Below are 24,240 nucleotides of genomic sequence, written 5' to 3' on the forward strand. Positions count from 1 at the left end.
CTTGTATATTTATTATATAATTTCTACAAGGCTATGAGTCACACTTGCTAAGTGTATAGAAGTGCATTTTTTGACAAGAGTTTAAAAGAGAGCGAAAGCTCTCTTTTAAACTTACTTAAATGAATTACCCACAGATTGGAATACCGAGAACTCTCAAAGCTAGTGCTACTTGAAGAGTAATTTCCAATCTAGCAATTTCGATGCCAGCAACTGTGAGTACTAAAAAAGGTTGGCCGTTTACGAACACAATACAACTTTCCATATATACGCCTCCTTTCTAGTGATCTACTACAGTATATGAATGAAACTGTAATACGCTATAGTTGGATTTATGAATTTTATAAAAATAATAGATTTACCCTATGTTTACGAAACAAATGGAGTTTCATAGTGTTAATAATTTAATTGTTAGACAAGGAAGCATCTATAATAAGATGCTTTTTTATTATATTTACGTTTCAGCGTGACAATAAATAAAGTTAATCAATGACGAATTGAGAGGGAAATATATTGATAAATATTTGTATGAGGTAAACTAAGAAGGTTTTAGAAAAACGAAAAGGAATTTTTATACTTGTAACATAAAAATTCTAGGGGGATGTTAATATGGAAAAAACTATGATGGTAGAAACAACAAACATGATGATGTCTATGGAAAAAATGATGTGTGAAATGAAGTGTATGAAAATGATGATGAATAACATGATGCAAATGGATGTAGAAATGGATAAGGCAATGATGGTGAAAATGAATGAATGTGATGAAATGATGAAGACTACTATGTCTATGATGAAAGCGATGAAAGAGAAATGTTGTTGAAGTAGCAAAGTATAGCGTAAAATGATGATGATCTTGTAAATTTAAATTAGTAAAGAGCCTGTTTTAGTTGGTAAATTAAAATAGGCTCTTTTAACTATTGTTCAAAAATAAATTGAGTTGACAAAAAAGAACTAAAAGATTATTTTAGTTCTTTTTTCTGTATTAACACTGTTCAAATCATTTGTTTAAAAGCTATAGATGATGGTTAGGCAGTGAGAAAAGACAAGTAAGAGCCTATCTTTCTTCGTTAAATGTGTGCTGAAGTAAATAATGATTCCATTTTTATTTTACTCTTTTCTCTAATTTCAGCATCAGCATGTCGCATAACATATTTATGCGCCACAGCGATTGCTAAAACATCATCTAATAAGCCAATCCCAATAATAGCAGCTATATCTGGAATGAAGTCGATTGCTAATACGTAATAAGATAAAGCAGCTAATATTATGAATTTTGCTTTAGTAGGTAACCCTTTTTTTCTCATTGTGTAGTATAAAATAATACTTTCATATACGCTTGATTTCCCGAGGTTTGCTGAGCTTTTTTTGAATTTTTTCCAAAGTGTCTGTTTCTCCATATAAACACTCCTTTTACAAAAACATAGATTCTTTAAAAGGATAGACAAAGAAGTAGGGAAATAATCAACTTTATTGTTTTTCTTTTTGTATAATTCCATAAAAATAGTGAATTACCTGTTTGAAATAATAGAATGTTGGTTATGTAACGACTCACAGTGTTTTGTTACATAAGTATGCACAGTAAAATGTATGTGTATGATTTGTTTATCCCTTTCGGAAAAAAGACTCCATCTGATTTGTGTTACGGGTGAAACCCAACAATTCAGATGGAGATGAATTGCCGTCAGTCAATAGACCAAACACCTTTGTTTCATTCATAACAATTTTTTGAGGGCGAATGTTTGTTTCTCGTTGTCTTACGATACAATCTGTCGTAGATAAGGAGGGAATATACCGTAAGACAACGAAATTGGATAATAATAATCATTCTGTTACTTGAGCCAAAAGGAATTACGATGAAGACCATGTTCACATTTTGTTCCGTTTCGTTCCAAAGATTGATTTGTCAAAAGTAACTAATAATTTTAATGAACTCTCTAAGAAAGGTGGTGAAAACAATGGCTAGAAAGAAAGCAGTGAAAGTATTACGTAAACAAAAGAAAAGAGAAAACATGCAACGATTCACTCAGAAACAAAATATCGGACGAGCTTGCCTTACTGCGAAAGAATTTCGTTTACTGCAACGCATGTCACATAGTTCAAAAGCATTGCGAAATGTTGGATTGTACACGATTAAACAAAGTTATTTGAACCATAATAAAATGACTACTGTAAAAGAAGTGGACACTGCCATGCAAGTCGATATGAATTATTGGGGCATTCAATCAAACTCTGTGCAGGCTATTCGTAGAACCTTATTTACAGAAGTGAAGAGCTTTTTTAAAGCAATGGAACAGTGGAAGAAAAATCCCGAGAAGTTCACAGGGCGTCCTAAGTTTCCGAATTATTCCGGTTCAACTGACAAACGAATTATTGAAATCTATCAAGTTCCAAAAGTGGATGATAACGGGTATTGGCTGATTCCGATGAATGTGGCATTCAGAAAAAAATTCGGTTCCATTAAAATCCGTATGCCTAAAAATTTAAGAAATAAAAAAATCTCCTACATTGAGATTGTACCGAAGCAAAAAGGTCGGTTCTTTGAGGTGCATTACACATATGAGATGCACGTTTCTCAAATGAAGAAACAATCCACGACTACTAGTAACGCTTTGAGTTGCGATTTAGGTGTAGATAGATTATTAAGTTGCGTAACAAATACAGGTGATGCATTTTTAATTGATGGGAAAAAATTAAAATCCATTAACCAATACTTCAACAAAATGATACGTAATCTCCAACTGAAAAATGTGGGAAATGGACTTTCCAAACGTGTTGTAACGAATAAAATGGCTGCACTTTGGCATAAACGAGAAAGACAAATAAATGGTTACATTTCACAAACTGTAGGTTTGTTGTTCAAAAAAGTGAAAGCATGCAACATAGATACGGTTGTCGTAGGGTATAACACTGGTTGGAAACAAAAATCTGATATGGGAAAAAAGAATAACCAAAAATTTGTTCAAATCCCATTTCATAAACTGATTGCAGCAATTGAGAATAAATGTGTAAAAGAAGGCATCCGATTTTTAAAACAAGAAGAAAGCTATACTTCAAAAGCTAGTTTTCTTGATAAAGATAGGGTTCCAGTTTGGTCTAAGGATGATAGGACGCATTATCGCTTTAGTGGCAAACGAATCACTCGTGGTCTGTACCAAAGTAAAGCAGGAACATGTATCCATGCTGATATTAATGGTGCGTTGAATACATTGGAAAAATCAAGAGTTGTAGAATTGGATGAAAATCTTAAAGTGAAAACGCCGATTCTATTAGAAGTGCAAAAACGTAAGGCTGTTGCTTCGTGCATAGCTTAGTGGGTGTGTCAACCATCCATGTGTACTCGACTTGTCGGGGCTTGTAGCACACGCCGGATTCATCTGAGTGGTGGCTTCTTCCATAAGGAAGAACTGCTCTTTTTCAAAAGGGTGGTGCAAGTGGGGAAACGATTGTTCGTTTCTAGTACCAACCAAAAACTTACTTGGGGTGTTACCGTAAGGTGGCATGAATTCTAGAGCGTCAAACTGTCTAGCGATAGATGAAAAGACCTAGCGTTCTAACTCAAGTCCCCACTGAAACGTTTCAACTCAGTAGGGGAGTTGACCCTCGGAATGACATGAAATTAAAACACCATATTGCCAAATTAAGCGAATTTGAGTGGTTTCGAAGGTTACATGAAGATCCGAAATATACAGGTTTAATTGGGAGTAATAGAAAAATTAAGAAGTAAATTTTGAATTCGGCAAATATGGAAGCATTAATAAAATCCGAGAAAAAACAAAAAGAATTTGTTCATCTAGTACAGGATGAATATAAAAAAAGAAGATAAGAATTTTTTTATTTTTCATATTTGGCGAAACAAATGGTACAATGAAAGCTAATGTGAAAAATAAGGAAAAGAAGTGGTCTATTTGAAAAACTTTTTAGAATTAGGAATTAGTGAAACTTTTAATCATACATTACGTGAAAATGGAATTACAGAAGCAACACCGATTCAGGAGAAGGCAATTCCTGTTATTATGTCAGGTAAAGATATTATTGGGCAGGCGAAAACAGGAACGGGTAAAACGTTAGCATTCGTGTTACCGATTTTAGAAAAAATCGATCCAGAGTCTAGTAATGTTCAGGCTTTAATTGTTGCACCAACAAGGGAACTAGCACTGCAAATTACAACTGAAATTAAAAAAATGCTTGTTCAAAGAGAAGATATTAATGTACTAGCGATATATGGCGGACAAGATGTAGCACAACAATTGAGAAAATTAAAAGGTAATACACATATTGTTGTAGCGACACCAGGACGATTATTAGATCATATACGACGTGAAACAATTGATTTAAGTAATCTTTCAACGATTGTACTAGATGAAGCAGATCAAATGCTTTATTTCGGATTCTTATATGATATTGAAGATATTTTAGATGAGACACCTGATAGTAAACAAACGATGTTATTCTCAGCAACGATGCCAAAAGATATTAAAAAATTGGCGAAACGTTATATGGAAGAGCCGCAAATGATTCAAGTACAAAGTGAAGAAGTAACGGTAGATACAATTGAGCAGCGTGTCATTGAGACGACAGATCGTGCAAAACCAGATGCACTTCGTTTTGTTATGGACCGTGATCAGCCATTTTTAGCAGTTATTTTCTGTCGTACAAAGGTTAGAGCAAGTAAGCTTTATGATGATTTAAAGGGACTTGGTTATAATTGTGCTGAACTTCATGGTGATATACCTCAAGCGAAACGTGAAAGAGTTATGAAGAGTTTCCGCGAAGCTAAAATTCAGTACTTAATCGCAACGGATGTAGCAGCTCGTGGACTTGATGTAGATGGTGTAACGCACGTATTTAACTTTGATATCCCTGAAGATGTAGAAAGTTATATTCACCGCATTGGCCGAACAGGACGTGCAGGTGGATCAGGTCTTGCAATTACGTTCGTTGCAGCGAAAGATGAAAAACATTTAGAAGAAATTGAAAAAACGCTTGGTGCACCAATACAAAGAGAAATAATCGAACAACCGATGATAAAAAATGTAGATGAAAATGGAAAACCGGTACAAAAGCCGGCTCCAAAGAAATCAGGTCAATATCGTCAAAGAGATAGCCGTGAAGGTTCAAGAAGTGGTTCAAAAGGTGGACCAAGAAACGATTCAAGAAATAGTTCTAGAAATGATAACAATCGATCATTTAATAAGCCAAGTAATAAGAAAAGTAGTGCAAAACAAGGTCAGCAAAGACGTGGCCGTTAAATAGTTATAATTTTAAAAGAGGCGCAAATAATTGCGGCTCTTTTTTATTTTTATACAATGAAGTCGTTTGAAAGATAATGAGATTTTCTAAAAAACACGAGTCCTGTTATTTAATAATTGGGACATATTCTATAATAATCAATTGAGAAAATATCGTAAATTTGAGATAATTTGGTTATATGAATCGGAATTTAAAATGTAATACAGGATATGTATTACTATAGATATCGTAGAAGGGGGAGGAGAAATATAGTGAATTCATGGGGAAGACCTAGAATGAAAATCCAAAGAACAAAAAGTGAATGGATTTGGGATATCATTGGATATTCATTTTTCTTAGGATCAATAATTTTTTTGATCACCATTTGGGGAGGATTACCTGAGGAAGTACCGGGACATTATAACGCAAATGGGGTTGCAGATCGCTGGGGGTCAAAATGGGAACTTTTGATTCTACCAGGAATCGGGACATTTATAATACTTTTAATGCAGACTTTAGAGAAGTTTCCAGAAGTTAATAACTATCCACAAAGACTTAATGAATCGAATGCTAAGCAGTTTTATTTAAATAGCCGAAAAATGATTAATCAATTAAAAAATGTTTGTTTAGTTATTTTTGCTTTAATCCAATTTGAGACAATTTCAATAGTTTTAGGTTGGGGCGGGGGTTTAGGTAAATTATTTTTACCGATAATAATTATCGGAACAGTTATTCCAATTGTTATAGGAATAATAAGGCAACGGAAAATTAAATAATACGGATTGAGTAAACATTCTGATTTATGACGTTATTTCGTTATCGGGCGCTATTATGGGATGCAATTTAGAATTTTAAATGAATTTATTATAAATTTCGTATAGGGAAGTTTGTTTAATCAAAAATTAAACAATTTTATTTTACCTCCATCCTAATTTTAGGACGGGGGTATGCGTGTTTGCGGTTTTAAAATTTAATAACTTTAATGTCTTTCTACAGGGGATAACAAAAATGAAATTTTAAAATTTCATTCACCGTATTAAAAATAAATTTTAAAATTCATAAAGGAAATGTAAAGTAGGTTGTTGTATATGTACGATAACAGGAAACTTTTTACATACTAAACATATACTTTAAATAAACCGACAGTCGGTCCGTAGGAAGGAGTACATGAATGAGGATCGTAAAAGAATATGGGGAACGTAGAAATGAAATTTTAGAAACTGCTGAACGTTTGTTTGTTACAAAAGGGTATACGAAAACTACAGTAAATGACATTTTAAAAGAGATTGGTATAGCAAAGGGGACGTTTTATCATTATTTTAAGTCGAAAGAAGAAGTAATGGATGAAATTATTATGAGGATTATTAAAGCGGATGTTGCTAAAGCGAAAGCAATTGTCTCTAACCCTAATATCCCAGTTTTGGATAAGTTATTTCGAGTTTTAATGGAACAATCACCAAAATCAGGAGATGTAAAAGATAAAATGATTGAACAATTTCATCAGCCAAATAATGCGGAAATGCATCAAAAAAGTATAGTACAATCAATTATTCATTTATCTCCTGTTTTAGCAGAGATTTTAGAACAAGGAATCGCTGAAGGCATATTTTCTACTCCATACCCACAAGAAACGATTGAATTATTACTCTCTTCAGCACAAGTCATATTTGATGAGGGTTTATTCCAGTGGAAGCCGGAAGAAATGATGAGGAGGGCTAAAGCTTATATCAAAATGATGGAAGCATCTGTTGGAGCGAAAGAGGGAGCCTTTGATTACATGGTGGAGGTTTTAATCAAACAGAAATAGTAATTTTCTGTTTGGATATTATCGACCGACAGTCGGTCTGAATCGAATGAAAGGTGTGATAAGGATGTCAGCTAGTATAAGGTCTTCGATGAAAGATTTTCACTTAATGGTGAGTGGACAAATTATTACTATTTTAGGTTCAACACTTTTACGTTTTGCCCTGTCATTATATGTGCTAGATATAACAGGGCGTGCTGATATATTCGCAGGATTATATGCGGTAACGAGTATTCCGTTTTTACTAGCTCCTCTCGGCGGAGCGATAGCAGATCGTTTCAATCGCCGTGATTTAATGGTTATTTTTGACTTTATCAACGCTGCGATTGTATTAAGCTTTATAGTTTTGTTATTTACTGGACCTGTATCTATTATATTGATTGGAACAATTATGTTTTTACTAGCAGTCGTTAGTGCAATGTATTCACCTGTTGTAATGGCGAGTATTCCGCAATTAGTTCCAGAGAATAAGTTAGAGCAAGCGAACGGTATCGTAAATGGTGTGCAAGCATTGTCAAATATAGTTGCTCCTGTATTTGGAGGAATATTGTACGGCATAATTGGTTTGAAAATGCTCGTAATAATAAGTTGTCTTGCTTTCTTTTTATCTGCGATTTTAGAAATGTTTATTAAAATACCTTTTATAAAAAGAGCACGAGAAAGCCATATAATACCGACAATTGTAAAGGATATGAAAGAAGGATTTATATATGTTTTAAAACAACCATTTATTTTGAAATCTATACTTTTAGCTGCATTACTAAATTTAATACTTACACCGCTATTTGTTGTTGGCGCTCCAATTATTATACGAGTAACAATGGAAAGTAGCGACACGTTATACGGAATTGGAATGGGATTGATCGATTTTGCTACTATTTTAGGTGCATTATCGATAGGTTTTTTTGCGAAAAAGCTACAGATGAAAACATTGTATTACTGGATGCTTTTAATAGCTTTATTAGTACTACCAATGGCACTATCAGTTACGCCAGCTATTCTTAATTTAGGATACTATCCACCATTTATCCTCTTTATACTTTCTTCTATTCTAATTGCAATGATCGTGACAATTGTATCCATCTATGTGATTACTGTAGTCCAAAAGAAAACACCAAATGAAAACCTAGGAAAAGTAATGGCAATTATAACAGCGGTATCTCAATGTATGGCACCCATTGGGCAAGTCATTTATGGTTTTATGTTTGAAGGATTCAGTATGAAAATTTATTTACCTATATTAGTTATTAGTTTCATAATGATAATAATAGCGATAGTGACGAAGAAAATATTATGGAATGAAGGGAACTAGCTCCATATGATTAGGAGAATGTTAAAAAGAGATTTCTCTCAAAATAAAATGATAATTACCATTCTATTTATGTTTATCATGTTATCAAGTCTTTTAATCGCAAGTGCTTCAAGTAACGTTATAAATCTATTGAACTCAACGGATCAATTGTTTAAAGTATCAAACGCACCGCACTTCGTACAAATGCATGCCGGAGAAATAAACCAAAAGTCAATTGATTCATTTGTAGCGCAAACTCCTTTTGTAAAAAAACAACAAACAGCAGAGATGGTTCAAATAGGCGGATCTAACATTTTTATAAAGAAGAAAAATCAAGCGGAACATAATAGTGTAATGGACATTAGCTTCGTTAAGCAAAATAGTAATTTTGACTTTTTATTAGATTTAAATAATGAATTGATCAATGTTAGGAAAGGGGAAATAGGTGTACCAATTTATTATATGCAAAAATATAATTTGCGTATTGGAGATAAAATTTGGGTTGTTAAAAATAATAATGAGCTAGAATTTACTATTTCGGCATTTGTTCGTGATGTTCAAATGAACCCATCACTTGTTAGTTCAAAACGATTTGTAATAAGCGATGAAGACTTCGAAAGAATAAAGGGGAATTTTGGAGAAAGTGAATATCTTATTGAATTCCAGCTAACAGATTTAAATAAAATAAATGAATTTGAAACTTTATACCAGTCATCAAACTTACCTCAAAAAGGTCCCTCTATTACGTATTCACTCTTTAAAACACTCAATTCATTAACAGATGGAATAATAGCTGCAGTACTTATCATAATAAGTGCATTATTAATGCTAATCGCGATTTTATGTATTAGATTTACGATTATGACTTCAATGGAAGAAGATTATCGGGAAATTGGTGTTATGAAAGCTATCGGCATTCAAAGTAAAGATATTCAAAAACTATATGTAACAAAATATGTTGTTATTTCCGCTATCGGATGTATATGTGGATATATCCTTTCGTTATTTGTTACAAAAATATTTACCTCTAACATCGCACTTTATATGGGGACAGCTAATAAAAGTATTTTATATTATGTTGTGCCATTGATAGTCACAACATTGTTATTTCTAGCCGTTATCCTTTTTTGCCGCATCATTTTGCGGAATTTCAGGAGAATTACAGCAATAGACGCTTTACGATCAAGAGATAAACTAGGAAAAAGAAAGATTAGAAGATTTTTTTCGCTCTATCAAACTAAAATTACAAATGTAAATATATTTATTGGTATACAAGATGTAGTGAAACGATTTAAGTTATATCGAGTATTAAGTATCGTTTTAATTATTGCAGTGTTCATGATTGTTGTACCAGTTAACTTTTTGTACACGATTCAGTCACCGCAATTTGTTAATTATATGGGAACAGGAAAGAGTGATATACGAATAGATTTACAGCAATCTGAAAATATAGAAAAACGGTTTAATGACGTTATATCGTATGTCGGCAACGATGAAGAGGTAGAAAAATATGCAGCATTTGTAACGAGTACATTTAAAATGGTGAAAGCTGATGGTACACATGAAAACTTAAATGTAGAAGTGGGAGATTTCGCCCAATTTCCAATAGAATATGTTAAAGGTATGGCACCAAAAAATGAAAATGAGATCGCTCTCTCTTATATGAACGCAAATGAATTAAAAAAGAATATAGGGGATGAAATCGTTTTATTTGTAGAGGGAAAAGAGAAAATGCTAACTATTAGTGGTATATATCAAGATGTAACGAATGGAGGAAAAACAGCTAAAGCGAGTTTTTCTTATAATAAAGAAAATATATTATGGTACGTAGTAAATGTAGATATGAAACCCAAAGTGAATCTACAAGAAAAAGTGAAGGAGTATAAACAAAATTTTAATTCTGCAAAAATAACAGATACGGATAATTATTTATCTCAAACTTTAGGAGAGACAATTAAACAATTAAGACTCGTGACACAAGTGGCAATTTTGATTGCTATATTGATATCGGTTTTAATAACTGCGATGTTTTTTAAAATGTTATTGGTAAAAGATTCTTCGCAAATATTAATTATGAAAAGTATCGGCTTTTCCTACAAAGATATTCGTATACAATATGTTACTCGTTCTATTTCTATAGTATTAGTAGGTATTTTAACAGGGACATTTATAGCTGCTACGTTTGGAGAAACACTAATAAGCTGGTTAGGTTCATTTATGGGAGCAGCTCACATAAAGTTTGTTGTTAATCCGATCATTTCTTATGTAATATGTCCAGCTATTTTATTTATATCTGTGACCGTAGCAACACTTTTCAGTAGCTTTACAGTGAAACAAACAAATGATTTAAAGCTAAATGGGGAGTAGGAGGTGTGTAATTTGAAAAAAATTTTAGAAGTAAAACAATTAAATAAAAAATACGCAATGGATGGAAATAAAACTTACCATATGTTAAAAAATATAAATTTAGAGATTTATGAGGGAGAGTTTATATCGGTCATGGGACCTTCTGGTTCAGGGAAATCGACGTTACTATATAATATTAGCGGAATGGATCAAATGTCATCAGGAAGTGTGAAAGTTGATAGTAAAGAAATAACATGTATGAAAGAAGAGGTGTTAGCAAAATTACGACTCAGCGAAATGGGATTTATTTTTCAACAGAGCAATCTTCTTAGAAATTTGAATCTTTTTGATAATATAGTTTTGCCTGCGTATTTAGCAAAATTTGAGAGCAGGAAAATAATAAATAAACGTGCACTTGAATTGATGAAAAAAATGGGAATTAGTCAAATTGCAACTAATAATATAACTGAAGCATCAGGAGGAGAATTACAAAGGGTATCTATTTGTAGAGCACTCATAAATAAACCTAATATTATTTTTGCTGACGAACCAACGGGTGCTTTGAATTTAAAAGCGACAGAAGAGGTAATGGATATTTTAGCAAATATAAACCGTATGGGAACTACAATTTTGCTAGTTACTCATGACGTAAAGGTAGCAGCTAAAACAGAAAGAGTTCTTTTTATGGTGGACGGAGAAATTGTTAGCGAAATACAGATGGGTAAGTATAGAAACGATGATTTGAAGGTGCGAGAAGAGCAGTTGTTAAAATGGTTAACTGTACTTGGATTTTAAAGAGATAATATTTTTGACTCCTATTGAATATAGGAGTTTTTTCTTTGTTTGAAAGTTTAAAAAGAGATATAATAATTTTCTGACTATTGATTATGGAGGGGTATAAATGAAAAGTGAAACGTTACACACTCAAGAAGATATATTAAAAATGCTTGATTCAATATTAAGACCTGCAGAACCGTTTTGGAATGAATTTTATGCGGATAGAGAAAAAGATGTTCCGTTTTTTGAAAATGTTCCAGATGAGAACCTAGTTTCGTATATACAAAAAGAATGGGTTTCCAAAGGGAAAGTGTTGGAGCTTGGATGTGGTCCAGGAAGAAATGCAATTTATTTAGCGACTGAAGGATTTGATGTTACAGCAGTGGATTTATCTATAGAGGGCATTAATTGGGCGAAAGAGAGGACGTTGGCAAAAGGAATAAAAATTCACTTTATTTGTGATTCGATTTTTAATTTAGAGGGTCAAAATGAATTTGATTTTGTATACGATTCGGGCTGTTTGCATCACATTCCACCGCATAGAAGAATAAATTATGTGGATTTAATTAAAAACTCATTGAAATCTGGTGGTTATTTCGGATTAACATGTTTTGCAGCTGGCGATTTAGATGAGCGAAACGGATCAGAAATAACAGATTGGGACGTATATAGAGGATGGAGTCTACAAGGTGGTCTTGCATATTCTGAAGAAAAATTAAGAGAGATATTTAAAGAATTTGAAGTAATTGAAATTAGAAAAATGAAGCAAATTGAACAACCAAATAATATGTTTGGAGAATCATTTCTTTGGACAGCATTATTTAAGAAGAAATAAAACATAGATAATTGACAAACTCATCGTTTTTATAGACAATACACTTATAAGAATATACGTTCGGTTTTATTGTCCGATGTATGTTTTGCATAAATACATAACAAGGGGATGTCTCTAAATGGGTAACACAAATCAAAAAATCACTACGTTTTTAATGTTTGAGGGCAAAGCTGAGGAAGCGATGAATTTTTACACATCGCTATTTAATCAATCAGAAATTGTAAGTATCTCTCGTTATGATGAGAATGGACCAGGTAAAGAGGGAACTGTAATTCATGCAACTTTTACGCTAAATGGACAAGAGTTCATGTGTATTGATAGTTATGTAAAGCATGATTTTACATTCACTCCAGCTATGTCTCTTTATGTAACTTGTGATACGGAAGAGGAAATCGAAACAGTTTTTAATAAACTAGCACAAGATGGAAAAGTTCTTATGCCTTTAGGTTCATATCCGTTTAGTAAAAAGTTTGGCTGGTTAAATGATAAGTATGGTGTATCTTGGCAGTTAACTCTTGCTGGAGATGAATAATTAAAATAATATGGTGATATTAATGTTATAAAAAATAAAAGGGATGATACAAGATAAATATGTATCATCCCTTTTATTTTTTGTTTTACAACCGTCATCGGTCGTATTTATAACGACTTTAGGGGTGCTTTTTAAGTTTTTTATATAATATAAAACTGCTAATTTAATTTTTCAGCTTATCTAGTAATTGAATTCATTAACTGGAAGAAGTATTCAGGCTTATAAGTCTTATTTAGGTTATACCATGAATGTAACGTATCTGGTGCAAATACATCAATTTTTTTCAATACTTCCATTGCAAATTCCAGAGGAGCTACTCCTGATGCAGTAATCAAATTTTCATCACATACTGCAGGTTCCATCTTATAAAGTTGTTCTCCTTTATAATTAGGACAAACCATTTTAATATATTCTAAATCATTGCTTGTATGTTTTCTAGAATCTAGGTATCCAAAATTCGCTAACCCCTCAGTTGCACCACAAATGGCAGCAACAATAGTGCCGAGTTTTAACGCTTCACCAATTTTTTTTAAGATAGGGTGATGAATGCTTTCCCCCCAAGTAGTCCCTCCAGGTAAAACTAAAAGATCGTTACTCTCAAGAGTACATTCATCCAGGGAAATATCTGGATTTATGCTTAGTCCTCCCATCGTAGTAATAATTTCATTATTAGCTCCTACTGTAACTACCTTTAAAGGGGCTAACTCTTTTTTGAAATATCTTCCTGAGTTTAGTTCTGCAATTAAATGTCCATATTCCCAGTCTGACATCGTATTAAATACATAAAGATAAACTTTTTTTGTTTGCATACAATAACACTCCAATCACAATTGAGTTTTTCAAAAAAATATTAATAAATAAATTTTACAATATTTATCATTTGAATTTAACCTATTTCCTTAAGAATTCTTTAAAAAATAATTTGGATACTTTATTTGAAGGTATGGTTTACGAATTAAACAACCTTCAAAAAATATAATAGTTGAAATTTGTTGGTTTTAGAATGAAGAAATTAGGCTCAATATACCAACTTAATTATTCATAATTGAGTTGTGGTATAATTTACATACAGGGGGAAAGTAGATGACACAACATAAAGAAGAGCAAATGAATGAGGCATTAGCATTATTTTACTTTGCATATAAAACTTTTACAGAAAAACCAGATGAAATAATAAAAGAGTATAGTATACAGCGTGTACATCATAGAATTCTGTTTTTTATCGCTCGTTTTCCAGGGCTTAGTGTAAATGAACTGCTATCACTTTTAGAAATAAGTAAACAAGCTCTTCACGGACCGTTGCGCCAACTGTTAGATAAAGGACTTATTGAGAGTAATGAAGCTGCACATGATCGTCGTGTGAAACAGCTGTCTTTAACAGAAGAAGGAACAGACTTAGAGAAAAAACTGAGCGATGTTCAAAGAGAACAAATGGGAGCTATTTTCTCACAGTTTGGCGAATCATGTGAAGAAAATTGGCATCAAGTTATGAATGAAATGGCAAATAGCCGTTCAGGATTTGATGCATGGACGTCTAAGCGTGAAATACCAGTAGAATAAAAGATAGAAACAGTATCCTGTTTTGTAGTTTGAAAAATCATAAATTTTTATCTGTATATTTGGCAACTATGGATAAAAAATTCACATTGCCAAAAACTTTATATGTGTACGTATTGAAATTTTAAAATTCATATTTCCGAGAGGGGAATTATAATGATAAAACTTGTACTCATTCGTCACGGACAAAGTTTGTGGAATCTTGAAAATCGATTTACAGGATGGACAGATGTGGATTTATCAAAGAATGGATTAAGTGAAGCGAGAGAAGCAGGAACAATATTAAAAAAGAATGGATATACATTTGATGTTGCGTATACCTCGGTACTAAAACGAGCAATTCGTACATTATGGATTGTACTGCATGAAATGGATCTCACTTGGGTCCCTATACATAACTCATGGAAGTTGAATGAACGCCATTATGGTGCACTACAAGGATTGAATAAAGACGAAACTGCAAAAAAATATGGAGATGAACAAGTTCATATTTGGAGAAGAAGTATAGATGTGAGACCGCCTGCACTTACCGAAGATGATCCTCGATATGAGGCGAACAATCCAAGATATAAAACGTTAAAAAAAGATGAATTCCCATTGACTGAATGTTTAGAGGATACGGAGAAAAGAGTAGTTGATTATTGGCATTCAGAAATTGCACCGTCATTAAAAAGTGGTGAGAAAGTAATTATTTCATCGCACGGTAATACAATTCGTTCGCTAGTGAAATACTTAGACAACCTTTCAAGTGATGGTGTGGTTTCATTAAATATTCCAACTAGCATTCCGCTTGTTTATGAGTTAGATGAAAAATTACGTCCGATTCGTCATTATTACTTAAGTATGGATGGAGAAGTACCTGAAGGGGAAATTCCGAAACATATTTCTTTTTAACATGAAAATTTGAAACACATGCTTGTCTACATATACAATGTAGATTCATGATAAAGTGAAACTTTAATCAGTGGAGGATGTTCATCCCGCACTGATTATTAGCCTTCACCAATCGGGCTTTTATGGGCAGTTGATCCCTCACCTAACGTCTTTGCTTTCGCTGAATTTTGAGGTGGGGGGGTCTTACTGCCCGTTAATGCGGGATAAAAGACGTGGCCTGCTTCTAATGTATATGCGATGTTGCTAACTTTAGAAGGTTGTCCACGTCTTTTGTCATAAAGAGAGCTGTTTGTGCATGTAATGGTATCGTGAGTAGTTTTGGAATGGAGGGTGATGTGATTGACGATCTCTAACATTCGAATTGGCTTATTTATTTTAGCAATCGTCTTTATTGTTCTTGTTTTCTTTTATTGGAGAAATGAAGAGTTGTACGAGGAGAAGAAACAACGAATTCGAAAAACGTGGTACGGTTTGTTCATAACATCAGTCACAGTTTATTTCACGATAAAAGGAATAGATTTAACCCTCTGGAAAAATCTTTTAATGTTTACTGCGATGGTAATTTTCGTTGATATTGCATTCATTTTGACACCAAATATTTCAGAAATATGGGGCGCAAAATTCAGCGATATTGGAAAGACGGTCCAATCAATTAAAAGGTCATTAATTGCTTCAAAAGCAAGAGGAGAAATATATACGACAATTATTCAAAATGTGAATCCAACAGCCTTTGGCACAATGGAATGGCATACGGAAGAGGAATATACAAAAAGCTTAAACACATTTTTAGATTCATATGGGGAAAAGATTGGTGCGAAAATTGTTGTATTTGAAGCGGTGAAGGAATTAAATACAAACTTTCGTGGTATCCGCTCTCAATTTAGTATTATTGTTCCATTAGAACACATCGAGCAATTGAATGAGCAGAAAGCGGTGCAAGTAGAAAATGTCGGAATTATACCAGCAAAAATAGTTAGTGATGTTTTCATTGTTATTGATGGGAAGAAAAATAACCTTCAAGATCGAGATTTTGAAAATGTATATAATTTAACAATTCATCATAGTTATTTTAGTAAATAAGGACAGAATCTTTTTCTGTCCTTTTCACCTATACATAAAGGGAGAACAAATTCAGACAAGCTTGTATAAAATTGGACAATCATTCCTACACTAGCACGTAGAGGTGATTGTAGTGATAAAAGATTATGACAATGATTTTTTTAAAGAAGATAATGAAGATACAACAGATTTCTCTTTAATAAAAGGAGATACTTTGCAGCAAATAGAAGAGTTAGAAGAAGAATTAAAAAGAAAATGATACGTGTACACTCTGTCTGCATTTGCTATATAATATAAATAAAAGGTTGTATCTTTTTGAAAAGGGGGAGGAGAGATGGCAGAAGTAAATGCTCAAAAATCTTCGTTTTTTAAAACTAAAAAAGAAGAATCAAATACAGATTTCTCTCTTGTGAAAGGTGCATTGACTCAAGATGTGAATCGATTAGAAAAATTTATGGAGGACACCCCATATAAGTATATAAAAGAAGATAATTTAAAAGAGAATGCGTAAAAGCATTCTCTTTTAAATTATCTTCTTATGATTTGTTTATGCACTATTTCTTTTTTTGTTTAAAAATGATTTTATACATATAATACCCAAGAGCTGCAAAAATAAATCCGACAGTAGCACCAACTACTTCTTTCATAAACAATAAGTATAACGAAGCAATAATTAGGGCAAATAATATTAAAAGTAGTATATACTTTGAAATAAATTCTAATCCTTTGTACACTAGTAGAATTACACCTGAAAGAACAGTGATGATAGGTAATATCCTATTTTCAAAAAGGCTTTCCTTTTTTTTATTAGAATTCTGTTGTTTATTCAATATAAATATACTCCCGTCTTAAAGGATTAATGTTTTATTAGTTTTTCTATTTCATTTTCGAAAAGATTTTTGGTTAAATAAGTTATATCAAAGGAATCATTTATTATATTTCGAGTTAATAGCCATTGAGTGTTTGGTGATTCAATAACAAAGAATCCATTATCAGAAATAACTTCATCCTTTTCTGTTGTATCTAGACGCATAATAGTATAGATAGACTGCGTTGTTTTTAAATCCTTTATAAAATTCTCAGCATATAAGGAATTAAAGCCATTCTCTATTAACATTGTTTTCCCTTCTTGAATAGACAGTGGGAATAATTCTTCGATATTTTGTACCAGACGGTTTGGGAGAGTTCCTACAATTTTGCTTTCTCTTTCCCCTTCTTGAAATACTATCTGCAATAAATTTTTAGATTCTAAAAATAAACTATCGTCTGAAATTGCTTCAATTTTATGTGCAATACCATCTAAGCTCTGATATGTAACGTTTGAAGTGTTATCAATATATATGTTAGCAGTAATAGTTGTTTCGTTTATAAAATCGACTTTTTGAAGCAATAATGAAAGATGTGGGTTACACATAGTGTTGAATAATTTTTCTATCCCCGGTTGTAATTGTAATTCTTTTGTTTGTAGATTGAAGTTTAACAATCCTCTAGCAAATAGGGAATGCGCCGCAGTCAATAATATTTTTTCGACATCTGCTTTGTCTAGTTCATCATAAATAAGACTTAGTAATTCTTTTGCATAAGCTTGATTTTCTTTAGAATTCATTAGAAATGCTAATTCCTCTATAGAAACAATTTGTTTTTTATCCATAGCTCTTAAAAAGTCTAATTAGAGACTTTTTTTACCTCATTTCTTCAATTTATTTTATAAAATTAGTGAAGCTATCTGTAAAACTTGAAATACTTTCTTTAAACTTTTGACGAGGTACAAATTTATCTGCGAATTCATTGAATGCCGTTCCACCTACAGTAGAACCAATAATGCCACCTGCAATTGCACCAACAGCTGTACCAACTGGAGGGAAAATTAATGAGCCAGCTAATGCACCGGCTTCAGCCCCCGCTACTCCACCTGCATAAGTTGAAGCTAAATTTCCAACTACCTTCCCCGTAGAATAAACTGTATCCATAGCAATATTAACACCAGCTTGAGAGCCATCATATTTTTTAAAATCACCTTGTATGGCGGATGTTAATGAATTTACTTCACCTAATGCAGTTAGGGAAATTGAAGCTATACCAAAGGGTTTCATATTTTTTATAATATGCTTAGAAATATTAGATTCTTTAATACTATTTTTAGGAAGAGACTTATCTAATTTTCCTAATGATGCAGCAGTTTTTTCTAATGTTGAAAAGTTTTTTAAGGGAACTAATTTATTCCATACGTCTCCTGCCTTACCATGAACCCATTTACGAGTTACGATATCTACTAAATCATTTCTTTTTTTGTTTGGAATAACATTTAATATACCCGCCATCAAACCTAATTTAGCGGTGGGAGATAATGCGGTCATAAATCCCTTTTTGAGAGAATCGAGCAAACTTCCTTCATTTGTAGATAACTCAGCCCCTGTTTCATTATCTACTTTTCTGAATTTTTCAGCTACTTTTTTTAGTTGTGTTTCAATCTGCTGAAGGGAATGAATATATTTATTCATTCCCTTCAGCAGATTGTTGAAAATCAAAATAAAACTTTTCTTTGGTAGAACCATACCAAAGTGATTCAAGACGTGAGATATCTTGTCGAAGATTGGTAAATTGTGATTGTGCTTGTTCTTGAGCACTTTTAAACTTGTTAGCAGTAGCTTCTAATAATTCTGGAGTCACGATAATATTCAATATGGTTAACCTCCTTATATGAGAAATTATTTTAATCAAAAATATATTAGGTGATAATCCCATTAAAATCTACTTTTATATAATATCAAATATTATTATTAAATAGTAGATTAATATTGGTAATTTTATGATAATTAACAAAAATACAAAAGATAGAATGCCAGGTAGAAGTTGAAGATACAAGAGATTTCTCTTTAATAAAAGGAGATACTATGCAGCAAGTAGAAGAATTAAAAAGAAAATGATACATGTACACTCTGTTTGCATTTGCTATATAATATAAATAAAAGGTTGTATTTTTTTATAAAAGGGGGAGAAGAGATGGCAGAAATAAATGTACAAAAATCTTCGTTTTTTAAAGAAAAAAAGGAAGAATCGAATACAGATTTCTCTCTTGTGAAAGGTGCATTAACGGAAAATATAAATCGGTTAGAAAAGCTTATGAATCGTAATAGTTCGAAATATATAAAAGAGAAAAAAATAAAAGAAAATGCATAGGCATTTTCTTTTATTTTTTATTCCGTTATTTGCGGATTAATAATTAGTAGGGATGAAACTAATTAAAGTTATAAATTAGTTAACATTAAACTTCTTTTTTACTTTTTCAGGTAAATCTGCTTTCTGAATTTCTTCATAGGATTTCACTTCAATAGATGAAATTTCATTTTTATCTTTATCATCTTGATCTACATAAAGGCTTAAAAACGCGTTTTCATTTAATTTATGGTCGTTTTCTTTTTTAGTACTTCTAAATGTAATTTGTTTTTTTGCTCCGTCTTCATCATATGCGGGTAACGTGTAGTTCCGTAAGCTTCTACCTTCTACTTTTTCAATAACGCTTTCGCCTTTTACATGTACGTAATATACATCCTTACCAATTCTATGTAGTGATGCTCTCTCGCAGCCAATAGTAAAATAATAAACATAGTGTAATAACAGCAAAAAGCTTTTTCATATTCCTTATCTCCTTCAATTTGTTTCTTTAAAAAGTATACGACTATTTTTATATTAGAAAAATTGTTTTTAATTATAACACCCTTACAATCTTGTAAGAGTAAAGGTTATTTACGTTAAATGGAACTATAGAAGGATAAAATGAATGGTTTATATTAAATATTTAGAACGTTAGAAGAAAGGTAAAATAATGAATCATGGTATAATAATAAAGGACGTACATATTATTTTGTCAATTGGAGAGGAGCTTAAAAATGTATTCTACTTTAGAACAATTAACAAAGCACCCTGTATTTTATCATTTTGCAGAAATTTCAAAGATTCCTAGAGGATCAGGTAATGAAAAAGAAATTAGTGATTACTTAGTGAGTTTCGCAAAGGAACGTAATTTAGAAGTTATTCAAGACGAAGCGTTAAATGTCATTATAAAAAAAGAAGCTACTTCTGGTTATGAGAATGTTCCAGCAATTATCATTCAGGGGCACTCTGATATGGTGTGTGAAAAAAACCAAGCGACAGTTCATGATTTTGAGAAAGATCCAATTGAATTAAGAATTATTGGAGATATGTTATATGCAAACGAAACTACTTTAGGTGCTGATAATGGTATTGCCGTTGCATATGCATTAGCATTATTGGATTCAACAGACATCCCGCATCCAGCTTTAGAAGTTGTTATTACAACTGAAGAAGAAACGACAATGGGCGGTGCATTCGCTGTTGATTCAAATCATTTTGACGGAAAAATATTTATTAATATTGATTCTGAAGAAGATCATAAATTACTAGTGAGTAGCGCAGGTGGTGCGAAAGCAGTTGAAACGATTTCAGTGATTTGGGATGAAGCGTCAGTAGATATGGACACATACCGACTATATGTTGGGGGACTTAAAGGTGGACATTCTGGTTTGGAAATTGATAAACAACGCGGTAATGCGAATAAAGTATTAGGACGAGTTTTACGTGATTTATCACTTCACATTCAGTTTAATATGAGTGAAGTTCATGGCGGCTTAAAAACAAATGCAATTCCGCGTGAAAGTGTAGCTACAATTTTATTACGTGCAGAAGATGTACAGCAAGTAGAAGAAAAACTAAAATCATGGACACGTATGTTACAAGAAGAGCTACGTGCTGTTGATCCGGATGTTCATGTTTCACTTACAAAAGTAGAAGAAAAGGCGGAAAAAGTCTTTTCTAAAGAAACACAAAAACAGCTTATTTCTTCATTATTCTTAATTCCAAATGGTATACAAAGTATGAGCATGGATATTAAAGGTCTTGTAGAAAGCTCAACTAATTTAGGAGTTATTCAAACACTGCAAGATGAGATTAAATTACGAAGCGAAGTGAGAAGTTCTGTAAGTAGTTTAAAACAACATATTGTAGATGAAATTAAGTATATTGCGGAATTAGTAGGGGCAACATTTGAAAAAGAGTCTGAATATCCAGAGTGGCCATATAATCCTAATTCGCCTATCCGTAATTTATTCGAAAAAGTGCACCAAGAAAAATACAGCAAAGATGCTGAAATCTTTGCAGTACATGCAGGAATTGAGTGCAGTGTATTTGTTCAAAAAATGCCTGAGTTAGATGCTATTTCATTCGGTCCAGATATCTTTAATGTTCACACTCCAGATGAACATATTAGTATTTCTTCTGTTGTGAATAATTGGGGATTTTTCGTTGATGTAATGCAGGGAACGAAAGAATTAGCTAAGTAATAAAAGACGGAATAAAAAGCAGCCTAAATTTATAGGTTGCTTTTTTGTATAGAATTTTATGTGAAGCAAAATAATGGCCAAGAAATTTACCTATTGTTGATTTAAAATAAAGTTTGATAAAAAGATCTATTTTGCAGAGTATCTCTTTCTTCAACAATCGGGCCATTTAATTGAATAAGACTACACAAAAAGTCGCTTTCCCGTACCTAAGGAAAATGACTTTTTAGATTGGTTTTTCCCTTATTATCAAGCTTTTTACTTTAAGTTCCTTTGACTAATAAGGTTTACTTCAGTAAAATAAGGTATATTATATTTGTTGAATAGATTCTCTTTAAAGACAAGAAAAGTAGGTGAACAAAGTGGGGAAATATCAATTGGATTACAAAGGTCAGGCAGCTGTGGCAAAGTTTCATGAAAAAGAGACGCCTGCCAAATTTGATAAAAAGCAGCAACTTGAAAAATTGCGTGCGGAGTATTTGAAAAAGAAGCAAAAACAAACAGATAAATAATACGTTATGTTTTTCTTTATGTAATGCAAACAAACACAAGAAAATAGGTAAGTTATTCATCGTTCAAATATATACAGGCTATTTTTTCAAACCTCTTACTTAATGAACTAAAAAGTCGATTCCTTGGTCTTATCCCTGTCAAGTAGACAGTATTAAAAAGACTAAGCAGCCATCGAGATTCGATATTCTATCGGAGCTCGATGGTTGAGTCGTTTTTGGAACCGTTTATAGTTATAAAAGTAAATATATTCTTCAATTGCTTGTATTAAATCTTCTTCTGTTTTAAAATGATTCAAATACAACATCTCCGATTTAAAATGGGAGAAAAATGACTCGATACAGGCATTATCATGGCAGTTTCCTTTGCGAGAGTGGCTGCCAATGATACCTAAATCTAAAAGTCGTTTGTTGTAGGCATGAGATGTGTACTGGAATCCCTGATCTGAATGGAGAATGGTTCCACGCACATCTCTTTTTTGTGCCAACATTTCAATTGTATCTAATACAAGTTCATTATCATTACGCTTGGAAATTTTCCAAGAAACAACTTCGTTATTATAAATATCTTGTACGACAGAAAGATAGCGGAATCCCTCTTGAAATCGTAGGTAGGTAATGTCTGTAACAAGCGCTTCATTTTGTTGGCGATCTTTGAATTCACGGTTTAAAACATTTGGAAAAGTATTGGAGTAATTCCCTTTAAAGAAGCGACGCTTCTTCCGAATAATAGACTGAATGTTAAGCTCGCTCATTAAGCGATATACCTTTTTGTGATTTATAAAATAACCCTCCTCTTGTAAGGCGATTTTCATACGTGGATAACCATATTCTTTGTGCTTTACGTGAATAGATTGAATTACCTTTTTTAATTGTTTATCGGATTCTAGTCGCATGTTTTTCATACTTTTTGTATGAATCCACTTATAGTAACTTGAGCGATGTACATTCGCAAAATTAGTAAGCCATATAACGGGATATTTTCTCTTTAGTGATTCAATGATATGATATCTTTCTTTATATTTTAGTACGCCCCCATTTACAGATTTGGATACTGCTTTTTTAAATATTCAACCTGAGCCTTATAGTAGTCACGTTCCTCTTCAACGGTGTTAAAATGAACGCGTTTTCCTTTTAAAGGATTTGGTATACCTTTCATTCCACTATTTTTCCCACGAGTATCTGTAATTTCACCACATTCTTTATATTTTTTCACCCAATTTTTAAGTTGTGTAGAGCTTTTAATCTGATATTTCTCCGTTATCATATCGTAGCTTCCTTCTCCGTTTAAATAACTTTGAACAGCTGATAACTTTACTTCTTCTGAGTATGTATGAAATGTTGTGCCTTTTTTTGCCATGAAAAATCCCCTCCAAGTAATAGTGTAACATCCATGTGTTTACATGGTCTTTTTCACACTGTCTACCTAAAGGGGATAATATCATCCTTGAGATGGAAATCGGCTTTTTTAATAAGTGACATTTCCTTAGCATTGTAAATCCGCATTTTCCTGACGCTACCCCAAGAAGTAATTGAGGATAATGTATCTACCACAGTCGGGCGCTTTAATTGAGTAAGGTTCACAAAAATCATCAAACTTTTCTATTCGCTCTTTTATCAAGGTTTATTAAGTTAATTTAATCAAACTTTATTCAAAAGCTACACCTATGTAAAAGTGCTGCTGTAATATTATATCCTCTTGATAAGGAGAAAGTATTACTACACAAGTGTCATGTGAATTTCATGTACCGTAATTTAAATAAAAAAATAAAGAGTTTCAAAAAAAATATAAAATGGTTTTCTTGTCCGCATTCTCGGATTTATTATAACTTGGTTAATTTGACTTGTGTAATCATATTTGGTATGAGTCTAGCAAATGGTGCAAATATAGTGATTTTTGAAAAGAGACCGACAGACCCTGTCAAGTAGATAATAAGAAAACGGCTAAGCTACCAGTGTGTTTCGATATTTAATCGGGGCGCACTGGTTTTATTTTTTTGTAAATGTGGAACAAATGTATTACTTAGATTGTCTATTAAGTGTAATCCTAA

At 32.4% G+C, this 24,240-nt stretch carries 27 protein-coding genes and 2 pseudogenes; 20 read left to right on the forward strand and 9 right to left on the reverse strand.

All coding sequences use genetic code 11. The annotated features are described in order from the left end of the window. Window positions 1-124: 124 nt before the first annotated feature. Complete coding sequence (locus MKY70_RS12815; RefSeq protein WP_002127410.1) at window positions 125-262, reverse strand: DUF3956 domain-containing protein; 138 nt, start codon at window positions 260-262, stop codon at window positions 125-127. Window positions 263-606: 344 nt separating this feature from the next. Here MKY70_RS12815 and MKY70_RS12820 point away from each other — a divergent pair, with 344 nt between their 5' ends. Continuing rightward, window positions 607-819: a hypothetical protein gene (locus MKY70_RS12820; RefSeq protein ID WP_000416118.1), complete on the forward strand. Its 213-nt coding sequence runs from the start codon at window positions 607-609 to the stop codon at window positions 817-819. A 247-nt stretch (window positions 820-1,066) separates the two neighbouring features. Here MKY70_RS12820 and MKY70_RS12825 read toward each other — a convergent pair whose 3' ends face one another. Beyond that, window positions 1,067-1,396 carry a YkvA family protein gene (locus MKY70_RS12825; RefSeq protein ID WP_044439596.1) on the reverse strand — a complete coding sequence of 110 codons (330 nt, stop codon included), beginning with the start codon at window positions 1,394-1,396 and terminating at the stop codon, window positions 1,067-1,069. Between the two features lie 476 nt (window positions 1,397-1,872). Between MKY70_RS12825 and MKY70_RS12830 the strand changes: the two genes are divergently transcribed. The 11 genes and pseudogenes from MKY70_RS12830 to MKY70_RS12880 all read left to right on the forward strand — a co-directional run bounded on the left by MKY70_RS12830 (window position 1,873) and on the right by MKY70_RS12880 (window position 12,813). Beyond that, the gene (locus tag MKY70_RS12830) at window positions 1,873-1,962 is read left to right on the forward strand and encodes a hypothetical protein (protein ID WP_160328834.1); all 90 of its coding nucleotides are present in this window, start codon (window positions 1,873-1,875) and stop codon (window positions 1,960-1,962) included. Further along, window positions 1,955-3,310 (forward strand): RNA-guided endonuclease TnpB family protein, encoded by a 1,356-nt coding sequence (locus MKY70_RS12835; protein WP_060751804.1) that lies wholly within the window; start codon window positions 1,955-1,957, stop codon window positions 3,308-3,310. Before MKY70_RS12830 ends, MKY70_RS12835 begins: the two co-directional genes overlap by 8 nt. Before the next feature lie 299 nt (window positions 3,311-3,609). After that, a pseudogene (locus MKY70_RS12840) lies at window positions 3,610-3,822 on the forward strand (hypothetical protein). A gap of 73 nt (window positions 3,823-3,895) precedes the next feature. Beyond that, entirely contained in the window at window positions 3,896-5,248 is a 1,353-nt protein-coding gene (locus MKY70_RS12845; RefSeq protein WP_341024485.1) for a DEAD/DEAH box helicase, read from the forward strand. A 276-nt stretch (window positions 5,249-5,524) separates the two neighbouring features. Then, the gene (locus MKY70_RS12850; RefSeq protein WP_341024486.1) at window positions 5,525-6,004 is read left to right on the forward strand and encodes a DUF1648 domain-containing protein; all 480 of its coding nucleotides are present in this window, start codon (window positions 5,525-5,527) and stop codon (window positions 6,002-6,004) included. Between the two features lie 395 nt (window positions 6,005-6,399). Continuing rightward, window positions 6,400-7,035: a TetR/AcrR family transcriptional regulator gene (locus MKY70_RS12855; RefSeq protein WP_002069302.1), complete on the forward strand. Its 636-nt coding sequence runs from the start codon at window positions 6,400-6,402 to the stop codon at window positions 7,033-7,035. A 46-nt stretch (window positions 7,036-7,081) separates the two neighbouring features. Next, on the forward strand, window positions 7,082-8,344 hold the full coding sequence (locus tag MKY70_RS12860) for an MFS transporter (RefSeq protein WP_341024489.1): 1,263 nt from the start codon (window positions 7,082-7,084) through the stop codon (window positions 8,342-8,344). 6 nt (window positions 8,345-8,350) lie between these two features. Then, on the forward strand, window positions 8,351-10,690 hold the full coding sequence (locus MKY70_RS12865) for an ABC transporter permease (protein ID WP_341024492.1): 2,340 nt from the start codon (window positions 8,351-8,353) through the stop codon (window positions 10,688-10,690). Between the two features lie 12 nt (window positions 10,691-10,702). Further along, window positions 10,703-11,464: an ABC transporter ATP-binding protein gene (locus MKY70_RS12870; RefSeq protein ID WP_016120207.1), complete on the forward strand. Its 762-nt coding sequence runs from the start codon at window positions 10,703-10,705 to the stop codon at window positions 11,462-11,464. Window positions 11,465-11,570: 106 nt separating this feature from the next. Next, complete coding sequence (locus MKY70_RS12875) at window positions 11,571-12,281, forward strand: class I SAM-dependent methyltransferase (RefSeq protein WP_044439620.1); 711 nt, start codon at window positions 11,571-11,573, stop codon at window positions 12,279-12,281. Window positions 12,282-12,399: 118 nt separating this feature from the next. After that, window positions 12,400-12,813, forward strand: a complete 414-nt coding sequence (locus tag MKY70_RS12880) for a VOC family protein (RefSeq protein ID WP_002012925.1) — start codon at window positions 12,400-12,402, stop codon at window positions 12,811-12,813. 176 nt (window positions 12,814-12,989) lie between these two features. On the opposite strand, the gene MKY70_RS12885 is transcribed toward MKY70_RS12880, so the two are convergent. Then, entirely contained in the window at window positions 12,990-13,622 is a 633-nt protein-coding gene (locus MKY70_RS12885) for a type 1 glutamine amidotransferase family protein (protein ID WP_341024497.1), read from the reverse strand. A 274-nt stretch (window positions 13,623-13,896) separates the two neighbouring features. Here MKY70_RS12885 and MKY70_RS12890 point away from each other — a divergent pair, with 274 nt between their 5' ends. The 5 genes from MKY70_RS12890 to spoIISB (MKY70_RS12910) all read left to right on the forward strand — a co-directional run bounded on the left by MKY70_RS12890 (window position 13,897) and on the right by spoIISB (MKY70_RS12910) (window position 16,834). After that, window positions 13,897-14,373, forward strand: coding sequence for a MarR family winged helix-turn-helix transcriptional regulator (locus MKY70_RS12890; RefSeq protein WP_002017049.1), 477 nt, complete (start codon window positions 13,897-13,899; stop codon window positions 14,371-14,373). 153 nt (window positions 14,374-14,526) lie between these two features. Beyond that, on the forward strand, window positions 14,527-15,264 hold the full coding sequence (gene gpmA / locus MKY70_RS12895) for a 2,3-diphosphoglycerate-dependent phosphoglycerate mutase (RefSeq protein WP_002032137.1): 738 nt from the start codon (window positions 14,527-14,529) through the stop codon (window positions 15,262-15,264). A gap of 339 nt (window positions 15,265-15,603) precedes the next feature. Further along, window positions 15,604-16,344: a type II toxin-antitoxin system SpoIISA family toxin gene (locus MKY70_RS12900; RefSeq protein WP_002032139.1), complete on the forward strand. Its 741-nt coding sequence runs from the start codon at window positions 15,604-15,606 to the stop codon at window positions 16,342-16,344. Between the two features lie 112 nt (window positions 16,345-16,456). Next, a complete protein-coding gene (locus tag MKY70_RS12905; RefSeq protein WP_000588711.1) occupies window positions 16,457-16,582 on the forward strand; it encodes a hypothetical protein in 126 nt (41 codons plus the stop codon). A gap of 75 nt (window positions 16,583-16,657) precedes the next feature. Further along, a complete protein-coding gene (gene spoIISB, locus MKY70_RS12910; RefSeq protein WP_140152263.1) occupies window positions 16,658-16,834 on the forward strand; it encodes a stage II sporulation protein SB in 177 nt (58 codons plus the stop codon). Between the two features lie 43 nt (window positions 16,835-16,877). Here the strand turns inward: spoIISB (MKY70_RS12910) and MKY70_RS12915 are convergent, their stop codons facing one another. The 4 genes from MKY70_RS12915 to MKY70_RS12930 are packed head-to-tail and all read right to left on the reverse strand — an operon-like array spanning window position 16,878 to window position 19,005. Further along, window positions 16,878-17,153, reverse strand: coding sequence for a hypothetical protein (locus MKY70_RS12915; RefSeq protein ID WP_002141783.1), 276 nt, complete (start codon window positions 17,151-17,153; stop codon window positions 16,878-16,880). A 26-nt stretch (window positions 17,154-17,179) separates the two neighbouring features. Then, window positions 17,180-17,974: a hypothetical protein gene (locus MKY70_RS12920; RefSeq protein WP_341024501.1), complete on the reverse strand. Its 795-nt coding sequence runs from the start codon at window positions 17,972-17,974 to the stop codon at window positions 17,180-17,182. Window positions 17,975-18,023: 49 nt separating this feature from the next. Continuing rightward, a complete protein-coding gene (locus MKY70_RS12925) occupies window positions 18,024-18,824 on the reverse strand; it encodes a hypothetical protein (protein WP_215570493.1) in 801 nt (266 codons plus the stop codon). Next, window positions 18,817-19,005: a WXG100 family type VII secretion target gene (locus tag MKY70_RS12930; RefSeq protein ID WP_215570494.1), complete on the reverse strand. Its 189-nt coding sequence runs from the start codon at window positions 19,003-19,005 to the stop codon at window positions 18,817-18,819. Before MKY70_RS12930 ends, MKY70_RS12925 begins: the two co-directional genes overlap by 8 nt. 321 nt (window positions 19,006-19,326) lie before the next feature. Here MKY70_RS12930 and spoIISB (MKY70_RS12935) point away from each other — a divergent pair, with 321 nt between their 5' ends. Beyond that, the gene (spoIISB, locus tag MKY70_RS12935) at window positions 19,327-19,503 is read left to right on the forward strand and encodes a stage II sporulation protein SB (RefSeq protein ID WP_002141786.1); all 177 of its coding nucleotides are present in this window, start codon (window positions 19,327-19,329) and stop codon (window positions 19,501-19,503) included. A 75-nt stretch (window positions 19,504-19,578) separates the two neighbouring features. On the opposite strand, the pseudogene MKY70_RS12940 reads toward spoIISB (MKY70_RS12935), so the two are convergent. Continuing rightward, window positions 19,579-19,960: pseudogene (locus MKY70_RS12940) on the reverse strand (YxeA family protein). A 253-nt stretch (window positions 19,961-20,213) separates the two neighbouring features. Between MKY70_RS12940 and MKY70_RS12945 the strand changes: the two are divergent. Both MKY70_RS12945 and MKY70_RS12950 read left to right on the forward strand, forming a co-directional pair. After that, the gene (locus MKY70_RS12945) at window positions 20,214-21,683 is read left to right on the forward strand and encodes an aminoacyl-histidine dipeptidase (RefSeq protein WP_016102002.1); all 1,470 of its coding nucleotides are present in this window, start codon (window positions 20,214-20,216) and stop codon (window positions 21,681-21,683) included. 359 nt (window positions 21,684-22,042) lie between these two features. Beyond that, on the forward strand, window positions 22,043-22,192 hold the full coding sequence (locus MKY70_RS12950; protein ID WP_341024511.1) for a hypothetical protein: 150 nt from the start codon (window positions 22,043-22,045) through the stop codon (window positions 22,190-22,192). Between the two features lie 161 nt (window positions 22,193-22,353). On the opposite strand, the gene MKY70_RS12955 is transcribed toward MKY70_RS12950, so the two are convergent. Then, window positions 22,354-23,549, reverse strand: a protein-coding gene (locus MKY70_RS12955) for an IS3 family transposase (RefSeq protein ID WP_340780769.1) whose coding sequence is annotated in 2 segments (ribosomal slippage) — window positions 22,354-23,243 and window positions 23,243-23,549 — 1,197 coding nt in all. Because the reading frame shifts where the segments join, the coding sequence is not laid out codon by codon here. Between the last annotated feature and the right edge of the window lie 691 nt (window positions 23,550-24,240).

The organism is Bacillus sp. FSL R9-9492 (genome assembly GCF_038007365.1).
GTDB classification, from domain to species: Bacteria; Bacillota; Bacilli; order Bacillales; family Bacillaceae_G; genus Bacillus_A; species Bacillus_A mycoides.

Excerpts from the sequence above, each read along its gene's own strand:
- MKY70_RS12920 (WP_341024501.1), bottom strand. The coding sequence starts at position 17,974 with ATGGATAAAAAACAAATTGTTTCTATAGAGGAATTAGCATTTCTAATG.
- MKY70_RS12880 (WP_002012925.1), top strand. The coding sequence starts at position 12,400 with ATGGGTAACACAAATCAAAAAATCACTACGTTTTTAATGTTTGAGGGC.
- gpmA (WP_002032137.1), top strand. The coding sequence starts at position 14,527 with ATGATAAAACTTGTACTCATTCGTCACGGACAAAGTTTGTGGAATCTT.
- MKY70_RS12815 (WP_002127410.1), bottom strand. The coding sequence starts at position 262 with ATGGAAAGTTGTATTGTGTTCGTAAACGGCCAACCTTTTTTAGTACTC.
- MKY70_RS12890 (WP_002017049.1), top strand. The coding sequence starts at position 13,897 with ATGACACAACATAAAGAAGAGCAAATGAATGAGGCATTAGCATTATTT.
- spoIISB (WP_002141786.1), top strand. The coding sequence starts at position 19,327 with ATGGCAGAAATAAATGTACAAAAATCTTCGTTTTTTAAAGAAAAAAAG.
- MKY70_RS12860 (WP_341024489.1), top strand. The coding sequence starts at position 7,082 with ATGAAAGGTGTGATAAGGATGTCAGCTAGTATAAGGTCTTCGATGAAA.
- MKY70_RS12885 (WP_341024497.1), bottom strand. The coding sequence starts at position 13,622 with ATGCAAACAAAAAAAGTTTATCTTTATGTATTTAATACGATGTCAGAC.
- spoIISB (WP_140152263.1), top strand. The coding sequence starts at position 16,658 with ATGGCAGAAGTAAATGCTCAAAAATCTTCGTTTTTTAAAACTAAAAAA.
- MKY70_RS12835 (WP_060751804.1), top strand. The coding sequence starts at position 1,955 with ATGGCTAGAAAGAAAGCAGTGAAAGTATTACGTAAACAAAAGAAAAGA.
- MKY70_RS12875 (WP_044439620.1), top strand. The coding sequence starts at position 11,571 with ATGAAAAGTGAAACGTTACACACTCAAGAAGATATATTAAAAATGCTT.
- MKY70_RS12945 (WP_016102002.1), top strand. The coding sequence starts at position 20,214 with ATGTATTCTACTTTAGAACAATTAACAAAGCACCCTGTATTTTATCAT.
- MKY70_RS12865 (WP_341024492.1), top strand. The coding sequence starts at position 8,351 with ATGATTAGGAGAATGTTAAAAAGAGATTTCTCTCAAAATAAAATGATA.
- MKY70_RS12850 (WP_341024486.1), top strand. The coding sequence starts at position 5,525 with ATGAAAATCCAAAGAACAAAAAGTGAATGGATTTGGGATATCATTGGA.
- MKY70_RS12925 (WP_215570493.1), bottom strand. The coding sequence starts at position 18,824 with ATGAATAAATATATTCATTCCCTTCAGCAGATTGAAACACAACTAAAA.
- MKY70_RS12820 (WP_000416118.1), top strand. The coding sequence starts at position 607 with ATGGAAAAAACTATGATGGTAGAAACAACAAACATGATGATGTCTATG.
- MKY70_RS12825 (WP_044439596.1), bottom strand. The coding sequence starts at position 1,396 with ATGGAGAAACAGACACTTTGGAAAAAATTCAAAAAAAGCTCAGCAAAC.
- MKY70_RS12855 (WP_002069302.1), top strand. The coding sequence starts at position 6,400 with ATGAGGATCGTAAAAGAATATGGGGAACGTAGAAATGAAATTTTAGAA.